20 protein-coding genes are annotated in these 17,915 nt (G+C 59.3%); 5 read left to right on the top strand and 15 right to left on the bottom strand.

All coding sequences use genetic code 11. The features are described from left to right. Window positions 1-76: 76 nt before the first annotated feature. Window positions 77-610: a sterol desaturase family protein gene (locus C1N84_RS21050; RefSeq protein WP_022547228.1), complete on the top strand. Its 534-nt coding sequence runs from the start codon at window positions 77-79 to the stop codon at window positions 608-610. On the opposite strand, the gene crtB is transcribed toward C1N84_RS21050, so the two are convergent. The 5 genes from crtB to C1N84_RS21075 are packed head-to-tail and all read right to left on the bottom strand — an operon-like array spanning window position 549 to window position 6,319. Next, window positions 549-1,478 carry a 15-cis-phytoene synthase CrtB gene (gene crtB, locus C1N84_RS21055; protein ID WP_264444205.1) on the bottom strand — a complete coding sequence of 310 codons (930 nt, stop codon included), beginning with the start codon at window positions 1,476-1,478 and terminating at the stop codon, window positions 549-551. The genes C1N84_RS21050 and crtB overlap by 62 nt on opposite strands. Further along, window positions 1,475-2,956 (bottom strand): phytoene desaturase, encoded by a 1,482-nt coding sequence (locus C1N84_RS21060; protein WP_058770350.1) that lies wholly within the window; start codon window positions 2,954-2,956, stop codon window positions 1,475-1,477. The genes crtB and C1N84_RS21060 overlap by 4 nt, the downstream gene beginning before the upstream one ends. After that, window positions 2,956-4,122: a lycopene beta-cyclase CrtY gene (gene crtY / locus C1N84_RS21065; RefSeq protein WP_264444202.1), complete on the bottom strand. Its 1,167-nt coding sequence runs from the start codon at window positions 4,120-4,122 to the stop codon at window positions 2,956-2,958. Before crtY ends, C1N84_RS21060 begins: the two co-directional genes overlap by 1 nt. Beyond that, the gene (locus C1N84_RS21070) at window positions 4,122-5,399 is read right to left on the bottom strand and encodes a glycosyltransferase (protein ID WP_264444200.1); all 1,278 of its coding nucleotides are present in this window, start codon (window positions 5,397-5,399) and stop codon (window positions 4,122-4,124) included. Before C1N84_RS21070 ends, crtY begins: the two co-directional genes overlap by 1 nt. Window positions 5,400-5,413: 14 nt before the next feature. After that, on the bottom strand, window positions 5,414-6,319 hold the full coding sequence (locus tag C1N84_RS21075) for a polyprenyl synthetase family protein (protein ID WP_264444198.1): 906 nt from the start codon (window positions 6,317-6,319) through the stop codon (window positions 5,414-5,416). 117 nt (window positions 6,320-6,436) lie between these two features. Here C1N84_RS21075 and C1N84_RS21080 point away from each other — a divergent pair, with 117 nt between their 5' ends. Together C1N84_RS21080 and C1N84_RS21085 are read left to right on the top strand one after the other, a co-directional pair. Next, on the top strand, window positions 6,437-7,708 hold the full coding sequence (locus tag C1N84_RS21080) for an NAD(P)/FAD-dependent oxidoreductase (protein WP_338107657.1): 1,272 nt from the start codon (window positions 6,437-6,439) through the stop codon (window positions 7,706-7,708). A 141-nt stretch (window positions 7,709-7,849) separates the two neighbouring features. Further along, complete coding sequence (locus tag C1N84_RS21085; RefSeq protein ID WP_021508891.1) at window positions 7,850-8,065, top strand: hypothetical protein; 216 nt, start codon at window positions 7,850-7,852, stop codon at window positions 8,063-8,065. Window positions 8,066-8,099: 34 nt separating this feature from the next. Here C1N84_RS21085 and C1N84_RS21090 read toward each other — a convergent pair whose 3' ends face one another. Then, a complete protein-coding gene (locus C1N84_RS21090; protein WP_021508892.1) occupies window positions 8,100-8,807 on the bottom strand; it encodes a phage antirepressor KilAC domain-containing protein in 708 nt (235 codons plus the stop codon). A gap of 263 nt (window positions 8,808-9,070) precedes the next feature. Here C1N84_RS21090 and C1N84_RS21095 point away from each other — a divergent pair, with 263 nt between their 5' ends. After that, window positions 9,071-10,264: a zinc-dependent alcohol dehydrogenase gene (locus tag C1N84_RS21095; protein ID WP_021508893.1), complete on the top strand. Its 1,194-nt coding sequence runs from the start codon at window positions 9,071-9,073 to the stop codon at window positions 10,262-10,264. 39 nt (window positions 10,265-10,303) lie between these two features. On the opposite strand, the gene C1N84_RS21100 is transcribed toward C1N84_RS21095, so the two are convergent. From C1N84_RS21100 to C1N84_RS21120, 5 genes are all read right to left on the bottom strand, one after another. After that, entirely contained in the window at window positions 10,304-10,651 is a 348-nt protein-coding gene (locus tag C1N84_RS21100) for a hypothetical protein (protein WP_215481169.1), read from the bottom strand. 29 nt (window positions 10,652-10,680) lie between these two features. Beyond that, window positions 10,681-10,854 (bottom strand): hypothetical protein, encoded by a 174-nt coding sequence (locus C1N84_RS21105; protein WP_021508895.1) that lies wholly within the window; start codon window positions 10,852-10,854, stop codon window positions 10,681-10,683. Between the two features lie 105 nt (window positions 10,855-10,959). Beyond that, window positions 10,960-11,292: an endoribonuclease MazF gene (gene mazF, locus C1N84_RS21110; RefSeq protein WP_215481170.1), complete on the bottom strand. Its 333-nt coding sequence runs from the start codon at window positions 11,290-11,292 to the stop codon at window positions 10,960-10,962. Next, window positions 11,292-11,537, bottom strand: coding sequence for an AbrB/MazE/SpoVT family DNA-binding domain-containing protein (locus C1N84_RS21115; protein WP_215481172.1), 246 nt, complete (start codon window positions 11,535-11,537; stop codon window positions 11,292-11,294). The genes mazF and C1N84_RS21115 overlap by 1 nt, the downstream gene beginning before the upstream one ends. Before the next feature lie 99 nt (window positions 11,538-11,636). Continuing rightward, window positions 11,637-12,491 carry a helix-turn-helix transcriptional regulator gene (locus C1N84_RS21120; protein ID WP_058770343.1) on the bottom strand — a complete coding sequence of 285 codons (855 nt, stop codon included), beginning with the start codon at window positions 12,489-12,491 and terminating at the stop codon, window positions 11,637-11,639. 115 nt (window positions 12,492-12,606) lie between these two features. Between C1N84_RS21120 and C1N84_RS21125 the strand changes: the two genes are divergently transcribed. Continuing rightward, the gene (locus C1N84_RS21125) at window positions 12,607-14,016 is read left to right on the top strand and encodes an MFS transporter (protein ID WP_264444192.1); all 1,410 of its coding nucleotides are present in this window, start codon (window positions 12,607-12,609) and stop codon (window positions 14,014-14,016) included. 118 nt (window positions 14,017-14,134) lie between these two features. Here C1N84_RS21125 and C1N84_RS21130 read toward each other — a convergent pair whose 3' ends face one another. The 4 genes from C1N84_RS21130 to C1N84_RS21145 are packed head-to-tail and all read right to left on the bottom strand — an operon-like array spanning window position 14,135 to window position 17,911. Beyond that, entirely contained in the window at window positions 14,135-15,217 is a 1,083-nt protein-coding gene (locus tag C1N84_RS21130) for an ABC transporter ATP-binding protein (RefSeq protein WP_058776100.1), read from the bottom strand. A gap of 3 nt (window positions 15,218-15,220) precedes the next feature. Beyond that, on the bottom strand, window positions 15,221-16,171 hold the full coding sequence (locus tag C1N84_RS21135; RefSeq protein WP_058781050.1) for a carbohydrate kinase family protein: 951 nt from the start codon (window positions 16,169-16,171) through the stop codon (window positions 15,221-15,223). After that, window positions 16,171-17,010, bottom strand: coding sequence for a carbohydrate ABC transporter permease (locus C1N84_RS21140; protein WP_021508900.1), 840 nt, complete (start codon window positions 17,008-17,010; stop codon window positions 16,171-16,173). The genes C1N84_RS21135 and C1N84_RS21140 overlap by 1 nt, the downstream gene beginning before the upstream one ends. Further along, on the bottom strand, window positions 17,000-17,911 hold the full coding sequence (locus C1N84_RS21145) for a carbohydrate ABC transporter permease (protein ID WP_021508901.1): 912 nt from the start codon (window positions 17,909-17,911) through the stop codon (window positions 17,000-17,002). Before C1N84_RS21145 ends, C1N84_RS21140 begins: the two co-directional genes overlap by 11 nt. Window positions 17,912-17,915: the final 4 nt, after the last annotated feature.

Raw genomic sequence — 17,915 nt, forward strand, 5'->3', positions numbered from 1 at the left:
TTTTTTTGCCGGGGACTTGCGCCTTTCGCTATCCACGTCCACCTTTATACTCTCACTCTTCGCAAATGGACCAATGATGCTCTGGTTATGGAATGCGCTTATCCTGCTGGCTACCGTGATACTGATGGAGATCGTCGCGGCGCTGTCGCATAAATACATTATGCATGGCTGGGGATGGGGCTGGCATTTGTCGCATCATGAACCGCATGAGAGCAAATTTGAGCTCAACGACCTGTATGCCGTGGTGTTTGCGCTGCTGTCGATTGGCCTGATTTGGCTGGGTGTCAACGGTGTCTGGCCGCTGCAATGGATTGGCGCTGGCATGACGACCTATGGCGCGCTCTATTTTATGGTGCATGACGGCCTGGTCCATCAGCGCTGGCCGTTCCGCTATATTCCACGCAAAGGCTATCTGAAGCGGTTGTATATGGCGCACCGCATGCATCATGCGGTGCGGGGACGGGAAGGTTGCGTTTCCTTTGGCTTTCTTTACGCCCCGCCGCTGCACAAGCTGCAGGCGACGCTGCGCCAGCGCCATGGGCGTCGTGTCAACGCGGACGCTGCCACAGACCGGCAGGACGCGCCTGGGGATGAGCAAGGCGCGAAGTAAGCGCGACGCCGGCACCTTTCACCAGCAGCGCCAGCTTTTCGCCTTTACTGGTGCACTGGCGCGTATCCCATGCCCGGGCACCGGCATGCTGCACTTTTACGCCAATTTCCCGGTAAACGCCGCGCGCGGTGGCGATCGCCCACGCCGAACGGAGCGGCAGTCCGGGCAGCCCGCTGCGCGCTGACTGATAGTAAGGTTCAGCCTCGCGGACCAGACGCGCCGCCAGCGGGGCCAGCGCTGCGCGATGTTGCGGATCGGCGAGCTGGGCGGCGCTCAGTCCGGCCTCATCCAGCCAGCTTTGTGGCAGATAGCAACGGCCATTCTCCGCGTCCTCAACGATATCCCGTGCGATATTGGTCAGCTGAAACGCCAGACCCAAATCACAGGCGTGATCGAGTACGCGCTCATCACGTACGCCCATCACGCGCGCCATCATTAACCCCACCACGCCGGCCACGTGATAGCAGTAACGCAGCGTGTCCCCGAAACACGCGTAACGTTCTTCACGCGCATCCATCGCAAACCCTTCCAGATGATCAAACGCCAGCTGCTGGGGAAGCTGATGCGTCAGCGCCACTTCCTGAAAGGCACGAAACGCCGGTTCATCCATGTGGGCACCGCTGTAGGCGCGGCGGGTTTCGATTTGCAGGTGGCGCATCCGCGCCTGGGCATCCGCCACCGCGTGCTGCGTGCCGCCTTCGCCCAGCGTCTGACCATCTATCACATCGTCACAGTGACGACACCATGCGTACAGCATCAGCGTACTGCGGCGCGTTGGAGGATCAAACAGCCGGGTAGCGCTGGCGAAACTTTTGGAGCCCTGCGCCATGGTTTGGGTGACCTGCTCAATCAGCGGCGGTTGGTTCATCCGGTCAGATCCTCCACCATCAACTGGGCGGTCGCTTTCGCGGAGCCGATCACGCCTGGCACACCGGCACCGGGATGCGTGCCAGCCCCCACCAGATAAAGGTTAGTGATGTCGGCATCGCGGTTATGCGGCCGGAACCAGGCACTTTGCGTCAAAATGGGTTCGAGCGAAAACGCTGAGCCCTGATGCGCGTGCAGCGTGTCGCGAAAATCAAACGGCGTAAACATACGGTGTGTCACTAACTGCTGTCGCAGACCCGGCATATAGTGCTCCTCCAGATAAGCAAAAATGCGATCGCGCAAGCGCGGTCCTTCCTGTTGCCAGTCAATTGCGGCGGTACCGAGATGCGGCACCGGCGCCAGCACGTAAAAACTGCCGCAGCCCGCCGGTGCCAGCGACGGATCGCTGGAGCAGGGCGCATGCAGATACAGCGAGAAATCTTCCGCCAGCTGGCTGCTATTGAAGATCTCATCGATCAATTCACGATAGCGCGGACCAAAGCACACGGTGTGATGCGCCAGCTGCGGGTGGGCATGATTAAGACCAAAATAGAGCACAAATAGCGAGTTGCTCATCCGCTTGCGCTTCAGCGTCGCCGCGCGTTTACGCGCCGCAGGATGCTGGCTTAACAGGCGATCGTAGGTATGCACCACGTCAGCATTTGACGCAACGGCGGCGGCGGCAAAACGGCGCCCATCCTTCAGCTGTACACCGCTGATGCGGTTACCCTCGGTCTCCAGCTGGCTGACTTCGGCGTTGAGCAGCAGTTCACCGCCCAAATCGCGAAACAGCCGCGCCATGCCATCAACCAGCGCGCCGGTACCGCCGCGCGGAAACCACACACCCCATTCGCGCTCCAGTGCGTGAATTAAGGTATAGATCGAAGACGTTGCAAAAGGATTACCGCCGACCAGCAACGAGTGAAAGGAAAAAGCCTGGCGCAGATGATCGTCCTGAATAAATTTCGCCACCATGCTGTAGACACTGCGCCAGGCTTGCAGCCGACCCAGCTGTGGCCCGGCACGCAGCATGTCGCGGAAATGCAGAAAAGGCACGGTGCCCAGTTTCAGATAGCCCTCACGAAACACATCCTGTGAATAGGCCAGAAACTGGCGGTAACCGGCGACATCCTGCGGGTTAAAAGTAGCAATCTGCTGCTCCAGCTGCGCCTGATTGTTGTCGTAGTCCAGCTGCCTGCCGTCTTCCCAGCACAGGCGATAAAACGGCGTCACCGGCATCAGGTCGACATAATCACTGAGTTGCTTGCCTGCCAGCGTAAACAGCGCCTCGATAGCGCTGGGATCGGTAATCACCGTCGGACCGGCATCAAAGGTAAAACCCTGATCCTGATAAACATAGGCGCGCCCGCCAGGCTTATCGCGCTGTTCCAGCAGCGTGACCGGCACGCCGGCCGCTTGCAGACGAATCGCCAGCGCCAGGCCACCGAAGCCTGCGCCAATCACATAGGTGCGTTTCATTATTTCTTCCCTGGTAACGGAGAGGTCATCATCAATGCGCGCAGCGCTTCGCCGAGAGGGACCGGCGGTTTGCCGCACAGAATGCGTGCTTTATCGCTGAGGCGCAGTTGCCCGGCGTAAAAGCGGCTAATCAATCCGGCGTCAAGCCGGTAAAAACGCTGCATTACGCGCCAGCGCTGTTCAGGCCGTCCGGCAAGAAACAGCATGCGATTTAACAGACGGAAAAAGCGCTGCTCGCGCCAGTGCTGACGGGCAAAGGATTCGATGTAGTGGCTCAGCGTGTGAGCATCGGCGGGCAGCGTGCTGGCAATCTTCTCCGCCAGCGCCACTGCCGCAGGCAGCGAGTAACCGGTGGTGGCGTGAAACAGTCCGGCACGCAGCCCGCTGCACGGTTGTCCGTGCTGCTGTTGCCAGAACTGATCGATATCGCCGCTGAGCGTGATCGGCAGCGAGCCGTGCTCCTCGCGCAGCAGCTGGCGCAGATTCCAGCCGCGCTGGTGGGCATAATCAGTAATGTGCCGGCGTGCCTGTGCGACATCCAGCGTGGCATGGTTGATGTAATGGGTATCTTCAATCAGTAAACGGCTGGCGCTGAGCGGCAGGGTGTAAACAAAGCGATAACCCTGCTGCTGATCGACGCTGGCGTCCATCAATATTGGCTGCTGCAGGCCATGCGGCGCGGCCAGCTGCCACTCCTGACCGACAAATGCCTGATAGCCGAGCTGCAGATGCGGTGTCGGCTGCAGCCCGCGTCCGTCAATCACCGCCTGCGCCTGTAACATCCCGCCATCCGCCAGTCTGACTCCGGTGGGCGAGACGTCGCTGACCGGCGCTGCGGTGCGTAGCGCGGTACCGAGCACCTGCTGTAAGTGCCGGGCAAAATCCTCCGAGGCAATGGAGCAATATTCACCATCCAGCTGGCGACGCAGGGCGGGGAAGCGTACCTGATAACCGGGCCAGCGTGCCGAAAGCAGCGGTTCGAGCCAGCGGAACTGCGCTTCGCTGACGTCTTCGCGATGGAACGACCAGGTATGATTGCCGGCCGGCTGCGCCTGACTCTCCAGCAGCAAAACCTTAAGTGCGGGCTGCAGCTGGCGTAAACGCAGCGCAATCAGCCCGTTAGCCAGGCCGGCACCGACCAGAATGACATCATAAGGTGCGCGCATCAGGTGGCCTCCGCCAGCACGATTTGCTGCTGACACAGCGCCTGCTCGACAATATCCGCCGCGCGCGTACAGCCACCGGCCCGCTGCAGCTGCGCCTGAATGGCTGACATGCGCAGACGATAGCGATCGTCACTCAGCAACTGTTGCAGGTGGTGCTCCAACTGCGCGACGCGGCTGAAACGTGAGGCGCGCCGGCCGACGCCGTGCCACTCAATACGTGCCGCCACGCCGGGCTGATCGAAGGCGATCGGCAGCGCCAGCATCGGCGTGCCACACTCCAGTGCTTCCAGCGCACTGTTCAGACCGGCATGGGTGATAAACAGCTGCGCGTGCTGCAGCGCCGCCCGCTGATCCACAAAATCGGTCACCCACGCAGCACCGGCCAGTCTCAGCTGATGTGCCTGGCTGGCGGTCAACCCGCCACAGTGTGCCACCACCAGCGACAGCTGCTGATTGCGGCAGGCCTGAGCCAGATGCAGAAACAGGCGAAAACGATGCCCCTGTAGCGTGCCCAGTGAGGCATACACCACCGGCTGGCGCAGCGCTGGCCAGGGAGCGGCGAGCGCGCCGCTAGCGACTGGAGTCCGCAGCGGGCCCACGCTGTGATAGCAGGCTGGCAGTTGCTGACGCGGAAAATCAAAAGCGGGCACCAGCTGACTGATTTGCGCCAGCGGCGACAGACACTGATGTAAGCCATGGCGTTCGGGCAGGCCGAAGGCGCGCGCATGACGAGCGATGACAGCGCCATGACGACGCATGATGCGGTCGTAGATGTCACTGCTGGCCTGATAGCGCTGCAGCGCTTTCTCATCCTGAGCAAAGCGAAAGGGCATCACCGCCAGCGGAATGGCCGCTTCGCGATTGACCGGCAGCGCGCAGGCCACCGACACGAACGGCAGCTGTAACGCCTCTGCCACCAGACCACCCGCCGCTTCCATTTGATCGGCAATCACGCCATCGACCTGCAGCCGTTGCAGCACCGCGGGCAGTTCGCGGCATAGCATATCGGTGGTGCTGGCCAGATCGTGAATCACGCGAAACAGCGACAGCCCGCCCGGTGCGGCCAGCCGCCTGAGTTCGCTGGAGAGCGATCCGGCAGGATGCGTGCGCTCGCCGACGGCCACAAAGGCAATGCGCTCGTCGCTCAGCAAGGTGCGTGCATCACTTTGCTGGATAAAGGTGATGCGATGTCCGCGCGCCAGCAGCGTTTGCGCCAGCGCCTGCAATGCGTAAAAGTGGCTGTAGAGCGGTGGCGCAATAACGGCAAAATGCCCCATAGGTATGACCGGCTTCAGTTGAACATCGCCAGCTGTTGATTAAACAGGGCGTGCATATATTGACGGGTGGCGACACCGCGATGGCAGGCGCAGGCAAGATGGGCATCGGCACTGCTTAAATGGTCGCGCAGACGACGTTCAGCCCCTTCAGGACCCAGCATCTGCACCAGCGTGGATTTGCCCTGATCCTGATGACAGTCCTTGCCGGTGTGTTTAGAGCCATCTGCCAGGTCGTCCAGTAACTGGAATGCCTGACCTAAATCCTGCGCAAAATAGCTTAAACGCTGACGTACCTGCACTGACGCATCGGCCGCAATTGCCGCCATCTGCAGCGTGGCGCGAAACAGGACGCTGGTTTTCAGTTCATTGGTCAGGGTAATGGCTTCCGGACTGCGGCTGTGTGCGCCGTCATGCAGATCCTGGAACTGACCCTGAACCAGTCCCTGCAGGCCCACGGCAGAGGAGAGCTCGGCAATGGCTTCGGCTTTGTGCGTTGCCGGCAGACCCGGCGCGAGGGCAATCACCTCAAAGGCGCGGCTGAGTAGCGCGACCGCCGCCAGGATCGCCACGTTTTCCCCATATTCACAGTGGATTGCCGGGCGCCCACGTCGCATCCGGGCGTTATCCATTGATGGAATGTCGTCAAGGATCAGTGAGGCGGCGTGCACCATTTCGACTGCACAGGCAAGATCAAGGATACCCTGCTGCGCCACGTCACAGCCCATATCGCGTGCTGCCAGCAGTAGCAAGAGCGGACGAATACGTTTGCCCGGTGCCAGCGTGCCGGCACGCATTGCGGCCCGAACGCGATCGGCCTGCTGCCCGGCAGGCAATAAATATTCAAGATGGGCCTGCAATGCGTGATGCAACTGAAGGAGATCGCTTTCCTGGCTTGCTGTGGTATCGACATGGGCGGTCATAGCGGCTTTCCATGGTTAGTTAAATTCTTGTGCTTTTTCAATTAACCGTAGACCCGGTAAGGGGAGTGCGCCAGCGAGCGAAGCGACTTTAACGCACCGTCACGCTTTTTTTATTTATTGAATAATCTGAGAAGTAATTCCTATGACCCTCAGGCCAGTTTTCGCTGCGGTGACTGCTATGATGACGGGCAATCAGAGGAGACAGCTATGACGACGCAAAAAGTGGCGGTAATCGGTGCGGGTGTGATCGGCCTCGCCGTGGCGTGGGCGCTGGCGCGGCAGGGCGCGCAAGTGACCCTCTTTGACCGGCAACACATGGGCGCGGGCACCAGCAGCACCACATTTGCCTGGGTGAACTCCAACGGCAAACAGCCTGCCAGCTACCACCGCCTCAATGCGCTGGCGATGGAGGAGCATATCCGGCTGCAGCTGACGCAGACCAATGGCGTGCGCTGGCTGGAACCTTGTGGCACCTGGGAGTGGGCCGGCGCGGGTGAAGCCGAACAGCAACTGCAGCAGCGTGCCACCGCCTTGCAGGCCGCTGGCTATGCGGCACGGCAAAGGACGCTGGCCGAGCTGCAGCAGGAAATTCCTGAACTGCGTGCGTCTGCGGTGCACGGTAGCATCTGGCATTTTCCAACGGAATCGGTGCTCTATCCAGCGCTGTATCTGGCACGGCTGTGGTCAGAGGCGCAGGCGCACGGCGCGGTACTGCATCAGCATCAGGCGATTCAGCACATCAGTGAAAATGCGGAAGGCGTGACGGTGCAGCTGGAGCAGGGTGAGCAGTGGCAGGGTGATCGTCTGGTGCTGGCGACCGGACGCTGGGCCAATCAGCTGCTGCATACGCTTGGTCTGGAACTGGCGCTGATTGACACCAGCAAGCCTGATGCGGTGGCCTGCAGCTTTCTGGCGCGCACCGCACCACAGCCGTTATCGCTTGGCACCAACCTGATTTCTCCGCAGCTGAACGTGCGCCCGGACGGCGGCGGGCGGTTACTGTTACAGGCGCTGGATCTCGATCACCTGGCCGATCCGGGCGCGCCGCCGTCGACTCATAGTGCCATCGCCGATCAGTTTCGTGAGCGCTACCGTGCGCTGTTTGCCACGGCTGGTGCGTTGCAGATCGAGCAGATTGTCGTCGGGCAGCGGGCGCGTCCGGCTGATGGTTTGCCGGCGCTGGGCTTTGTCACCCCGCATCAGCGCGTGTATGTCGCGGTGACGCACAGTGGCATCACGCTGTCACCGTTGATTGGCCGGCTGGTGGCGCAAGAGCTGATCGGCGACAGTCCCAGCGACCTGCTGAAAGAGTTCCGGCCACAACGGCTGATCGGCAAAACCGCCAGCGCGTTTGCACCGATTCAGCGAAACTTTCCGGCGGCACAGTGAGCGAAGCGATGGCGCAGACCACAGGGTAGCGGGTTGATTAATTTTTAACCTGAATTAAGGCGTAGGCTGATCGCGATCAAAAAAACATCTGCCGGGCTGCTCAACCATGAAAGGCGAAACATAAGCCAAATGGAGGTGAGTATGCGTACCACTCTGATGACGCTGCCGCAGATGGCGCATTACCTTGATATCCCCTGTACCACGCTGGCGCGTGCTATGTGTAATCGTGGCACGCTGGAAAAATTGCCGCTGCCGGCGGCGGTTGATGACAGCCTGCCGCTCTCCTCTCGCTGCTGGTCACGCGAAGAGGTCAGGCAGTTTCGCCATCGGCTCCAGCGCCGCCGCCATCAGCGCTAAGCGAATCCAGCCGGTCGTCCTGACCGGCTGAATATCAGGCAGCGACACCATTCGGCCGTGCAGCGACATGACCGGCCCACAGGCTGGCAACCCACTTCACGCCTTTCGCGGTAAACCGTGCCTGCGAAAAAGCATGCTGGTTTTCACCCATTCCGCTGCGCAGTGCAAAATAGCCAGCCTGCAGATGGTGCTGCTGTGGCGTCAGCGCACCTTTGTCACGGTACATAATGTTGCGCTCAAGCAGAAACTGCCGAAACTCTGGCTCTTTCACCTTGAGCATTTTGCACAACTGGCGAAAACCCAGCGACTCATGCACATCAACAAAGCGATCAAAGAATTCTGCCTTTGGGGCCGTCAGCGCCAGTTGCTGTTCCGCCGCACGGCGTTGCTCAAACTGTTCTGCCCAGGCACGTGCCGCTTCCGCCGGATTGGTGAAGTCGGGCAGATGGGTGAATTTTTCCCGCTCCTGCCAGCGGTCCAGCAGTTCGGCGGTAAAGCCAGGGGAAAGACGAGCAACCGCCAGCAGCGAGTCACGTTTATTCAGCTGGAACTCCTGACGTGTCTCACCTTCATGCTCGTAATGATTCACCGTGACAGGCTGGGAAAGGCGCTGCGCGGTTTCCAGGCTTTTAATCAGGCGCTTCACTTCGCCATGCGTGATGCCGGTTATTCTGGCAATTTCACGGCTGCTCATCAGCAGAGTTGCGTTGAGAGCAGCAAGACTTTCCGTTGAGATCATCATCAGTATCACCTCTTACAAACGTGGAACAGTCCATCAGACTGCTGGATAAGTATACAATATACTGTTTGCATATCCAGTATTATTTTTAGCCGTTACTGTAAGAAATGCCTCTCTGCGAGATATCGCACAAAGCGCAACTGCGCCGGACCCCGCTCTGCACCCGATACCGATACGCTTGCCTATTCGACTATTACTACCAGGCTTAAGCGATTCAGGTTAAATAAAGACAGCCTTTCGTTACGCTTATTTATGAGGAGCTGATTATGAAAGCGTTAACTTATCATGGCCCACATCGGGTGCGCGTTGAAACTGTTCCTGACCCGATTTTAGAGCAGCCGGACGACATTATTTTACGCGTCACCGCGACGGCAATTTGCGGCTCCGACTTACATCTTTATCGCGGGAAAATTCCCGGTACCGATCACGGTGATATATTTGGTCACGAATTTATGGGTGAAGTGGTGGAAGCGGGGAGTGAGGTTACCAATGTGAAAATTGGCGATCGCGTTGTGGTGCCCTTTGTTATTGCCTGTGGCGACTGTTTCTTTTGTCATCTGCATCAGTATGCGGCCTGTGAAAATACCAATAGCGGGCGCGGTGCTATTTTAAACAAGAAAAATATTACCCCGCCTGCAGCGTTATTTGGCTACAGCAAACTGTACGGCGGCGTGCCGGGCGGCCAGGCGGAATATGTGCGGGTACCAAAAGCCAATGTCGGGCCGTTTAAAGTGCCGCTGGCGCTACCGGATGAAAAAGTACTGTTTCTCTCCGATATCCTGCCCACCGCCTGGCAGGCAGTGCAAAATGCCGGACTGGATAAAGGCTCCAGCGTCGCCATTTTTGGCGCCGGCCCGGTCGGGTTACTGAGCGCCGCCTGCGCGCGCCTGGCAGGGGCGGAAGAGATCTTTATGATTGACCACAATGCTTATCGACTGGAATTTGCCCGCCAGCGTTATGGAGTTACGCCGATCAATTTTGACGAAATCGACGATCCTGCTGGCTGGATCATTGATCATACCCAGGGCCACCGGGGCGTTGATGCGGTAATCGATGCGGTAGGTTTTGAAGCCAAGGGCAGCCTGACGGAAACAGTGATGAGTAATCTGAAGCTGGAGGGCAGCAGCGGGAAGGCCCTGCGGCAGTGTATTGCGGCAGTGCGCCGTGGCGGTGTGGTCAGCGTGCCGGGCGTGTATGCCGGCTTTATCCACGGCTTCCTGTTTGGCGATGCATTCGATAAAGGACTGACGTTTAAAATGGGCCAGACGCATGTGCAGGCCTATTTACCGCGCCTGCTGTCGCTGATTGAACAAGGGCTGCTGACGCCGGAAGAGATTGTGACGCACCATATGCCGCTGGAAGAGGCCGCGCGCGGCTATGAAATCTTTGAAAAACGCAAAGAGGATTGCCGCAAAGTGATTCTGGTGCCCGGTATGGCCAGTACCACACCGGCGGCCTGAGTGCTGACAGGCTGCCTGACGGCAGCCTGCTTCTGTGGCTTAACGCACGATATCTTCATCGCGGTCGTTGAACTCGGGTAGTGCAATTTGCCGTGAGGGCGCGTTATCCAGCCGATCGCCATAATCAGCACTGACATCGGGCAGGCTGGTAAACTGGCCATCGACGAACAAAAAGCTCAGGTGTTTTTCCACCTCGGCCAGTAATTCGTCCACTTCCTGCTCCGTTTCTCCCCCGGCATCTTTACCGTCCAGCTGCCAGCGATAACGATCGCCCACTCTTTCCGCACCGCCAATATCAACGATATGGCCGTCGATATTTTCCACCAGTAAACGCTGACGGGAAAAATAGAGTAAATAGGGCATCCGATCGCGATTGTTTTCTGACATAACATAACTCCTTCATGACGTTACCACGGTTAGCGCAGAAAATAATAGCGAAACGCAAATACTGCCCAATATACCGCGTTCAGACCTAAATAAGCCCAGCACCCCCAATAAGCCACAGGCTCGCGACGGGTGCGCAGTTTAGGTAAGAAAGCCAGTAAATAACCGGCTGCAGCAATAAGCGAAACGAAATAAAGTAGTTTCATGCGCTCTCCTGAATTTATTATCGTCTGATAAGCATAGTCAGGATAAATAAGGTTGGGGATAGCGCAGGACATTCTTATCGGTGGCGATGGCAAAGATAACGGACGTCAGCCAATCAGCGCTTTAGCTTTAGCGCGAATCTCACTCAGTTCGTCGGCGGTCACATGGCTTTTTTTCACCACTTTTCTGGCGCGCCAGTCGATGGAGGTGACCTGATCGGCCAGCGCCACACTTTCACGGCTACCGACAAGGGAAACTTCGAAAGGATAGCCTTTGACCTGGGTGGTACACGGGACGCACAACAACATGCCGACCTTGTTGTTATAGGCAAAGGGACTCAGCACAACCGCAGGACGATGGCCGCCCTGTTCATGGCCAAGGGTGGGATCAAAATCCAGCCAGATGAGATCGCCTGCATCGGGAACAAAACGTGACACCATCAGATTCTTTCCTTGCCCACTGAAGGTCCAAAATCAATTTTATCATGGACGTTATCGTCGGTGATCTCGTCCAGCAGAGCGTCCAGTGAATACACCTTTTCCCTGAGCGGCACAAGGATCAGCTTGCCATCTTCAACGCTGAGTTCCAGTTTATCGTTCACGCTGAGCGACGCGGATTGCATCACGCTGGATGGGATGCGAATCGAGGGACTGTTGCCCCATTTCTTTAAGGTGACGGTCGTCATAACAGGCCTCCGAAGGATGTGTATACATTGTATAGCCGTGATGATGTCGATACAACGTATAAACACCTTCAGCCTGACATGCTAAGAAAGCGGCAGGATTCAGCGCGCCGTTAACTGCTGCAGCGCCGCTGCGCTGGCGGCATCATCCGGCACATATACCAGCAGGCGGTCGCCGTTGCGTGACGCCGACCACCAGTTGTTCTGGCGTAGCGTCATTTCGCCCACTTCGGCACGGTAAAAGCGTTTCACGCGGTTTTCTACCTTGCCCAGTTCGTAGCGCTGCCAGGTGTGCGCGAACTCATCGGAACTGTTCAGCAATCGCGCCAGGAAGCTCTCCCAGTGCGGATCGCCCAGATGCTCGCCCATCTGACCGCGAAACATCGCCACCATCTGTGGCATTACTTCGTCCCAGTCGGTCATCACGTTGCGCCAGCCGGCATGGTTGAACGCCAGCCAGATACAGTTGCGATCTTCCGGCGCGATCTGGGCTAAATCGACGCCCATCAGCGCACACCACGCCTGGTTATAGCCGAGAATATCGAAGCGCGGCGTTTCGATGATCGCCGGTAGCTGAATGGCATCCAGCATTTGCTGATTATGTCCGGCGAGTTTGCAGCAGGCAGCGGCGACGCGCGTCGATGGCAGGGTGTGTCCGGCCAGCGAGAAAAGATGCTGCGTCTCAACATCATTGCATTGCAGGGCGCTGGCGATGGCCGTCAGCGTTTTGGTGGAGGCTTTGATATCGCGCCCCTGTTCCAGCCAGGTGTACCAGGTGACGCCGACATCCGCCAGCTGCGCCACCTCTTCACGGCGTAAACCCGGCGTGCGGCGCTGACGCATACGCGGTAAACCGAGGCGGTTAGGATCCAGGCTCTCGCGGCGCGTACGTAAAAAGGTACCGAGTAATTTACGGTTGTTCAGCTCAGCGGGGGTAAGGGTTTGCGCGGTGCTCATCAGCAGCTCTCCAGACGAGACGGGTAGAATTTATACCATGATAATCAAGAACTGGTACCCGTTTAATGGTTAGGTGATGCTATGCCGTAGTGAAACTAAAAACAAGGTTAACGCTATGCAGACATCGCAACTTCAACGTGCAGGACTGGTGGTCCTGCTGGCCGGGCAGCTATTGCCGATGATCGACTTTTCCATAGTCAACGTCGCGCTGGATGCGATGGCGCAATCGCTGCGTGCCTCGCCGATCGCGCTGGCGCTGATCGTGGCGGTGTACGGTATCGCCTTTGCTATTTGTCTGGCGATGGGCGGACGCCTGGGCGATAACTTTGGCCGCCGTCGCGTGTTTCTGGCTGGCGTGTGGATCTTTGGCATTGCGTCATTATTGTGCGGCATCGCTAACAGCGTCGGCATGCTGATGTTTGCCCGCGCGCTGCAGGGCGTCGGCGCCGCTTTTATGGTGCCGCAGATTCTTGCCACGCTGCACGTTACGCTGCAGGGCAGGGCGCATGCGCGGGCCATTGGCCTGTACGGCGGTATCGGCGGGCTGGCTTTTATTATTGGCCAGGTGCTGGGCGGTTTTTTGATCAAAGCCGATATTGGCGGCTACGGCTGGCGCAGCGTGTTTCTCATCAACCTGCCGATCTGCCTGTTCGTCCTGCTGACCGCGCGCCGCTTCGTGCCGGAAACGCATAACCTCAAGCGCGTGCCGGTGGATGTGAGCGGTACGCTGCTGCTGGCTGGCGCGATCGGCTGTCTGATGCTGGCACTCGCGCTGGGGCCGCTGCTGCACTGGTCGTGGCCGTGCCTGTTACTTCTGGCGCTGTTTCCGTTGTTTCTGCATCGGCTGCGTCATAGCGCGCTGCGACTGGAAGCCGCTGGCGGATCGCCGCTGCTGCCGCCCTCGCTGTTGCGTCTTTCCAGCGTGCGTTTTGGTCTGACGCTGGCGGTGCTGTTCTTCTCCTGCTGGAGCGGCTTTATGTTCGCAGTGGCGCTGACGCTGCAATCCGGCATCGGCATGACCGCTTTCCAGTCCGGCAACGCGTTTATTGCCCTGGGCGCGGCCTATTTTATCGGCTCAATGCGTACTACCCGCATGGTTGAGCGCTATGGTAAACGTGCCACGTTACTGTCTGGCTGTGCGATTCAGATGGTCGGGCTGGTGGCGCTGATCGCGACGCTGCAGCTGAAGTGGCCGCAGGTGGGCATTGCTACGTTGATTCCGGCTACCGCGCTGATTGGCTTTGGCCAGTCGTTTATTGTCAGCACCTTCTACCGGATTGGCATGAGCGGGGTGCCGCATCATCAGGCCGGCGCAGGCAGTGCGGTGCTGTCCACCGTGCAGCAATCGGCGCTGGGACTGGGACCGATGCTGCTCGGCGGGGTGTTCACCCAGATCAATCAGCATGGTAATCATCTGGCAGCCATCAGCGGTACGCTGACGGTGGAGTTGCTGATGATGGCACTGCTGGTGGTGCTGACCAGCGTCAACCGCCGGACATTCCAGCCGGCGACGGCTGAAGGCTGACGCCGGAGGGAAAAGTCAGCCCGTCTGGTCACCGTAAACGCTGACCCTGCAAGGTAATAACAGGTCTTTGAGCCGGGTGCGCATTGATGCGCCCCGGCACCTGAAAACCGCGCCGCGCTTATTTTTCCGCCAGGCGTAAACCACTTTCGGCATCGAACAGATGAATTTTTTGCGGATTGAAACCGATGCGCAGCGTCGCACCACTGCCGGCCGCATGCCGTCCGGCCATCTGCATGTGCAGCGCATGACCGTGCCAGTCAAGGTGCAGCAGAGTTGATTCCCCGGTAATCTCCACCACGTTCACCCTCGCAGGCGCGCCGTCCTGCACTTCGCACAAATCGTGCGGGCGCACCCCCAGCGTCACGGCAGCGCCTTCACGTTCCCGCGCCACCGCCTGCCACTGCGCGGGCAGCGGCTGCCACCAGTCCTGACACTGCACGCCCGGCACGCCGTCATGCGTCAGCAATTGTGCCGGTAACAGGTTCATGGGCGGCGAACCAATAAAACGCGCCACAAAGGTATCTGCCGGACGATCGTAGATCGCCAGCGGTGCGCCCTGTTGCACGATGCGTCCCTCTTTCATCACCACAATCTGGTCGGCCAGCGTCATCGCTTCTACCTGATCGTGCGTGACATACACCATGGTGGTTTTGAAACGCTGATGCAGCGACTTGATCTCGGCGCGCAGCTCCATGCGCAGCTGGGCATCAAGGTTAGAGAGCGGTTCGTCAAACAGAAACACCTGCGGATTACGCACCATGGCGCGGCCCATCGCCACGCGCTGACGCTGCCCACCCGAGAGCGCGCGCGGGTAGCGCTGCAGCAGCTTATCAATGCCAAGAATCGCGGCGATGCGCGCGATTTTCTGCTGCTGCTCATCGCGGCGTACCTTTTTTACCTGCATGTGAAACGCCAGGTTTTCGGCCACCGTCAGATGCGGATAGAGCGCATAACTCTGAAACACCATCGCAATGTCGCGATCGGCGGGATCGCGATCGTTAATCTGCACCTTATCCATCAGAATCGCGCCGTCGGAAAGGCTCTCCAGTCCGGCGAGCAGGCGCAGCAGCGTCGATTTGCCGCAGCCGGACGGGCCGACCAGCACGGTAAAGCTGCCGTCGGGAATGGTCAGGTCGAGCGGATGCAGCACCGACTGTTTACCGTAGCGCTTGGCCACTTTAACGAGTTCAACACCGGCCATAATTTAAAACTCCTGTGCGCATAGTTGCAGTTGTTGCCAGTCGGGATAACGACGTGGCTGCGTGCTGATTGCCAGTGAGGCCACCGCAATGCCCCATTGCAGTGCGGTGGCAAGATCCTGCTGATGCAGCAGCGCGGTGAGAAAGCCGGCGTTAAAGCTGTCGCCGGCACCGATGGTGTCGACCACCGCGACCGCGCGACCAGGCTGTTGCAGGCTGTGCTGACGTTGCCAGCAGCCCGCGCCCTGTGCACCGCATTTCACCACGCAGCCGCCGCGCCCGCTGAGCCGTTGCGCAAGCTGGTGCGCGCCGGTGTGCAGATCATCTGCGCCACTCAGCCCGAGCGTTTCGACTTCATTGAGCAGTAGCCAGTCGCACTGTGGCAGCCAGCGGGCGATCTGCACGCGTACCTCATCGCTCCAGCCCTGCGGCGGCCAGCCGGTATCGACGGCGGTGATAAACCCGCGCTGATGCAGTTCGGCCAGCAACTGCGGATAGTCGTCATACAGTTGCAGGCAGAGAAACGTGCCGCACAACAGCACGATATCGCCGCTGCTGGCTTGCGCCGGGAGCTGGCTCAACACGTCCTGCGCGCTGAGCCGCACAATGTGACCGAGATTGCTGAGGAACGATCGCTCGTGATCGGAGTGCGTGACGCCAACGGTGAGCGAGGTTTCGCAGGCGTAGCGCGTCCAGTGCGCCGCGCTGTGCGGAAAATGGCTCGCCAGCCATGCGCTGAGGCCGTCATCGCCCTGATTAGCGACGGCGCGATGGCGCACCTGCATCGCTTCCAGCGCCAGTGCGCAGTTGCCCGCCGAACCGCCCGGACGCAGCTCACTGTGCTGCAGCATCACTTCGGTGCCACGCTGCGGCCAGCTGTCCAGCGTACCCATGATGACATCGACATTGATATTGCCCACCACGTAGAGCGTGGCGCGGGCTTCCTTATTGCTCATCATCCTTTGCTCCCGCCACTGGCAAGGCCGCTGACCAGCGTTTTTTGCAGCCAGATAGCGATAAAGAGAGGAGGAACCGACGCCAGAATGCCGACGGCGGCAATCAGCCCATCGTCGGTGGCGCGGCCTGCGGTAAAGCCGGCAATGGTGACCGGCAGGGTTTGCGCGGCGATGTTACTGGTGAACAGCAGGGCGTAGAAAAATTCATCCCACGCCAGCAGCCAGCCAAACAGCGCCGCCGCGCCCAGCACCGGTTTCGCCAGCGGCAGCGTAATGCGCAGCAGCACCTGCCAGACGCGCAGCCCATCAAGACGCGCGGCCTGTTCGATATCCTGCGGCAGGGCATCAAACTGGTTTTTCAGCATCCAGGTGAGAAACGGCAAAATCAGCGAGCAGTACACGATGATCAAACCGGGTCGGGTGTTGAGCAGATCGAACTGCTGCAGCAGAAAGTAGAGCGGCAGCACAAACGCCACCGGCGGCACCATATAGATGGCCAGAGACGCGAACAGCCAGCCGTCGCGACCGCGATAGCGCGAGAAGCTGAACGCCGCCGGAATCGCCAGCAGCAGGCACACCAGTGTTGCGCCGGTTGCCACCAGCAGGCTATTACCCAGCGCATGCAGAAACAGCGCGCCGGGCTGGCCGGGTTCCAGCGAGATCAGCCTGCCGTAGCGGCTGAAATCCCACTGGCGCGGCAGCCACTCCAGCGGCACGCGTGTCAGATCGCTGGTGGCGCTGACGCTCATCAGAAACAGCCAGCCCATCGGTGCCACGACGGAGAGCGCCACCAGCAGCGCCGCCGCGTATTTAGCGCAGGTACGCAGTTTAACCTTCATAGGCACTTCCCCGACGGCGCTGCCGCCACAGTAATAGCATGTAAAGGGTGATCAGCACTGCGCACAGCAGCGTCATTAACATGGCATAAGCCGCACCGCTGCCGGCGCGCAGGTAGCTGAAGGATTCCTGATAGACGTAAAAGCTCAGCGTTTTGGTGCTGTCGACCGGACCGCCGCGCGTCATTACATAGATGATGTCGAAGATCTTAAAGGCGTCGATGGTGCGTAACACCAGCGCCACGCTGAGCGAGCCAACAATCGCCGGAAAGGTGATGGCACGAAAACGCCGCCATGCCGATGCGCCATCCAGCCGCGCCGCTTCGTAGAGATCCTCCGGCACCGACTGCAGCGCCGCCAGCACCAGCAATGTCACCAGCGGATAGTTTTTCCAGATGTCGGCAAACATTACCGCGTTGAGCGCGGAAGCCGGCGACCCCAGCCAGCTGCGGTAGCCATCGATGATACCGAGTTGTGTCAGCAGGGCGTTGATACTGCCGTAGTCCGGATTGAAATTGAGGCGCCACATCATGGCGTTCACAATGGTTGGTAGCGCCCACGGCAGAATCACCAGCACGCGCAACACGTTACGTCCGGCGAATTTCTGGTTGAGCAGCAGCGCAACCAGCACGCCGATGACGCCTTCAATCGCTACTGACACCACGGTGAAGTAGAGCGTGCGCCACAGCGAGGTTTGAAAATCCGCATCGGTAATGGCGTAGAGATAGTTCTCCAGGCCAATCCATTGCGGCGCTTCACCGCCGCTGCCAATCAGCGCGGCGTCGGTAAAACTCAGCCAGATAGTGCGCAGCAGCGGCCAGGCGGTGAGCAACAGCATCACCAGTAGCATGGGTGCCAGCAGCACCCATGCCTGCCGTTGTTCGCGTTGACGCAAACTCAGCATACTG

It is taken from the genome of Pantoea sp. SGAir0418 (assembly GCF_043529865.1).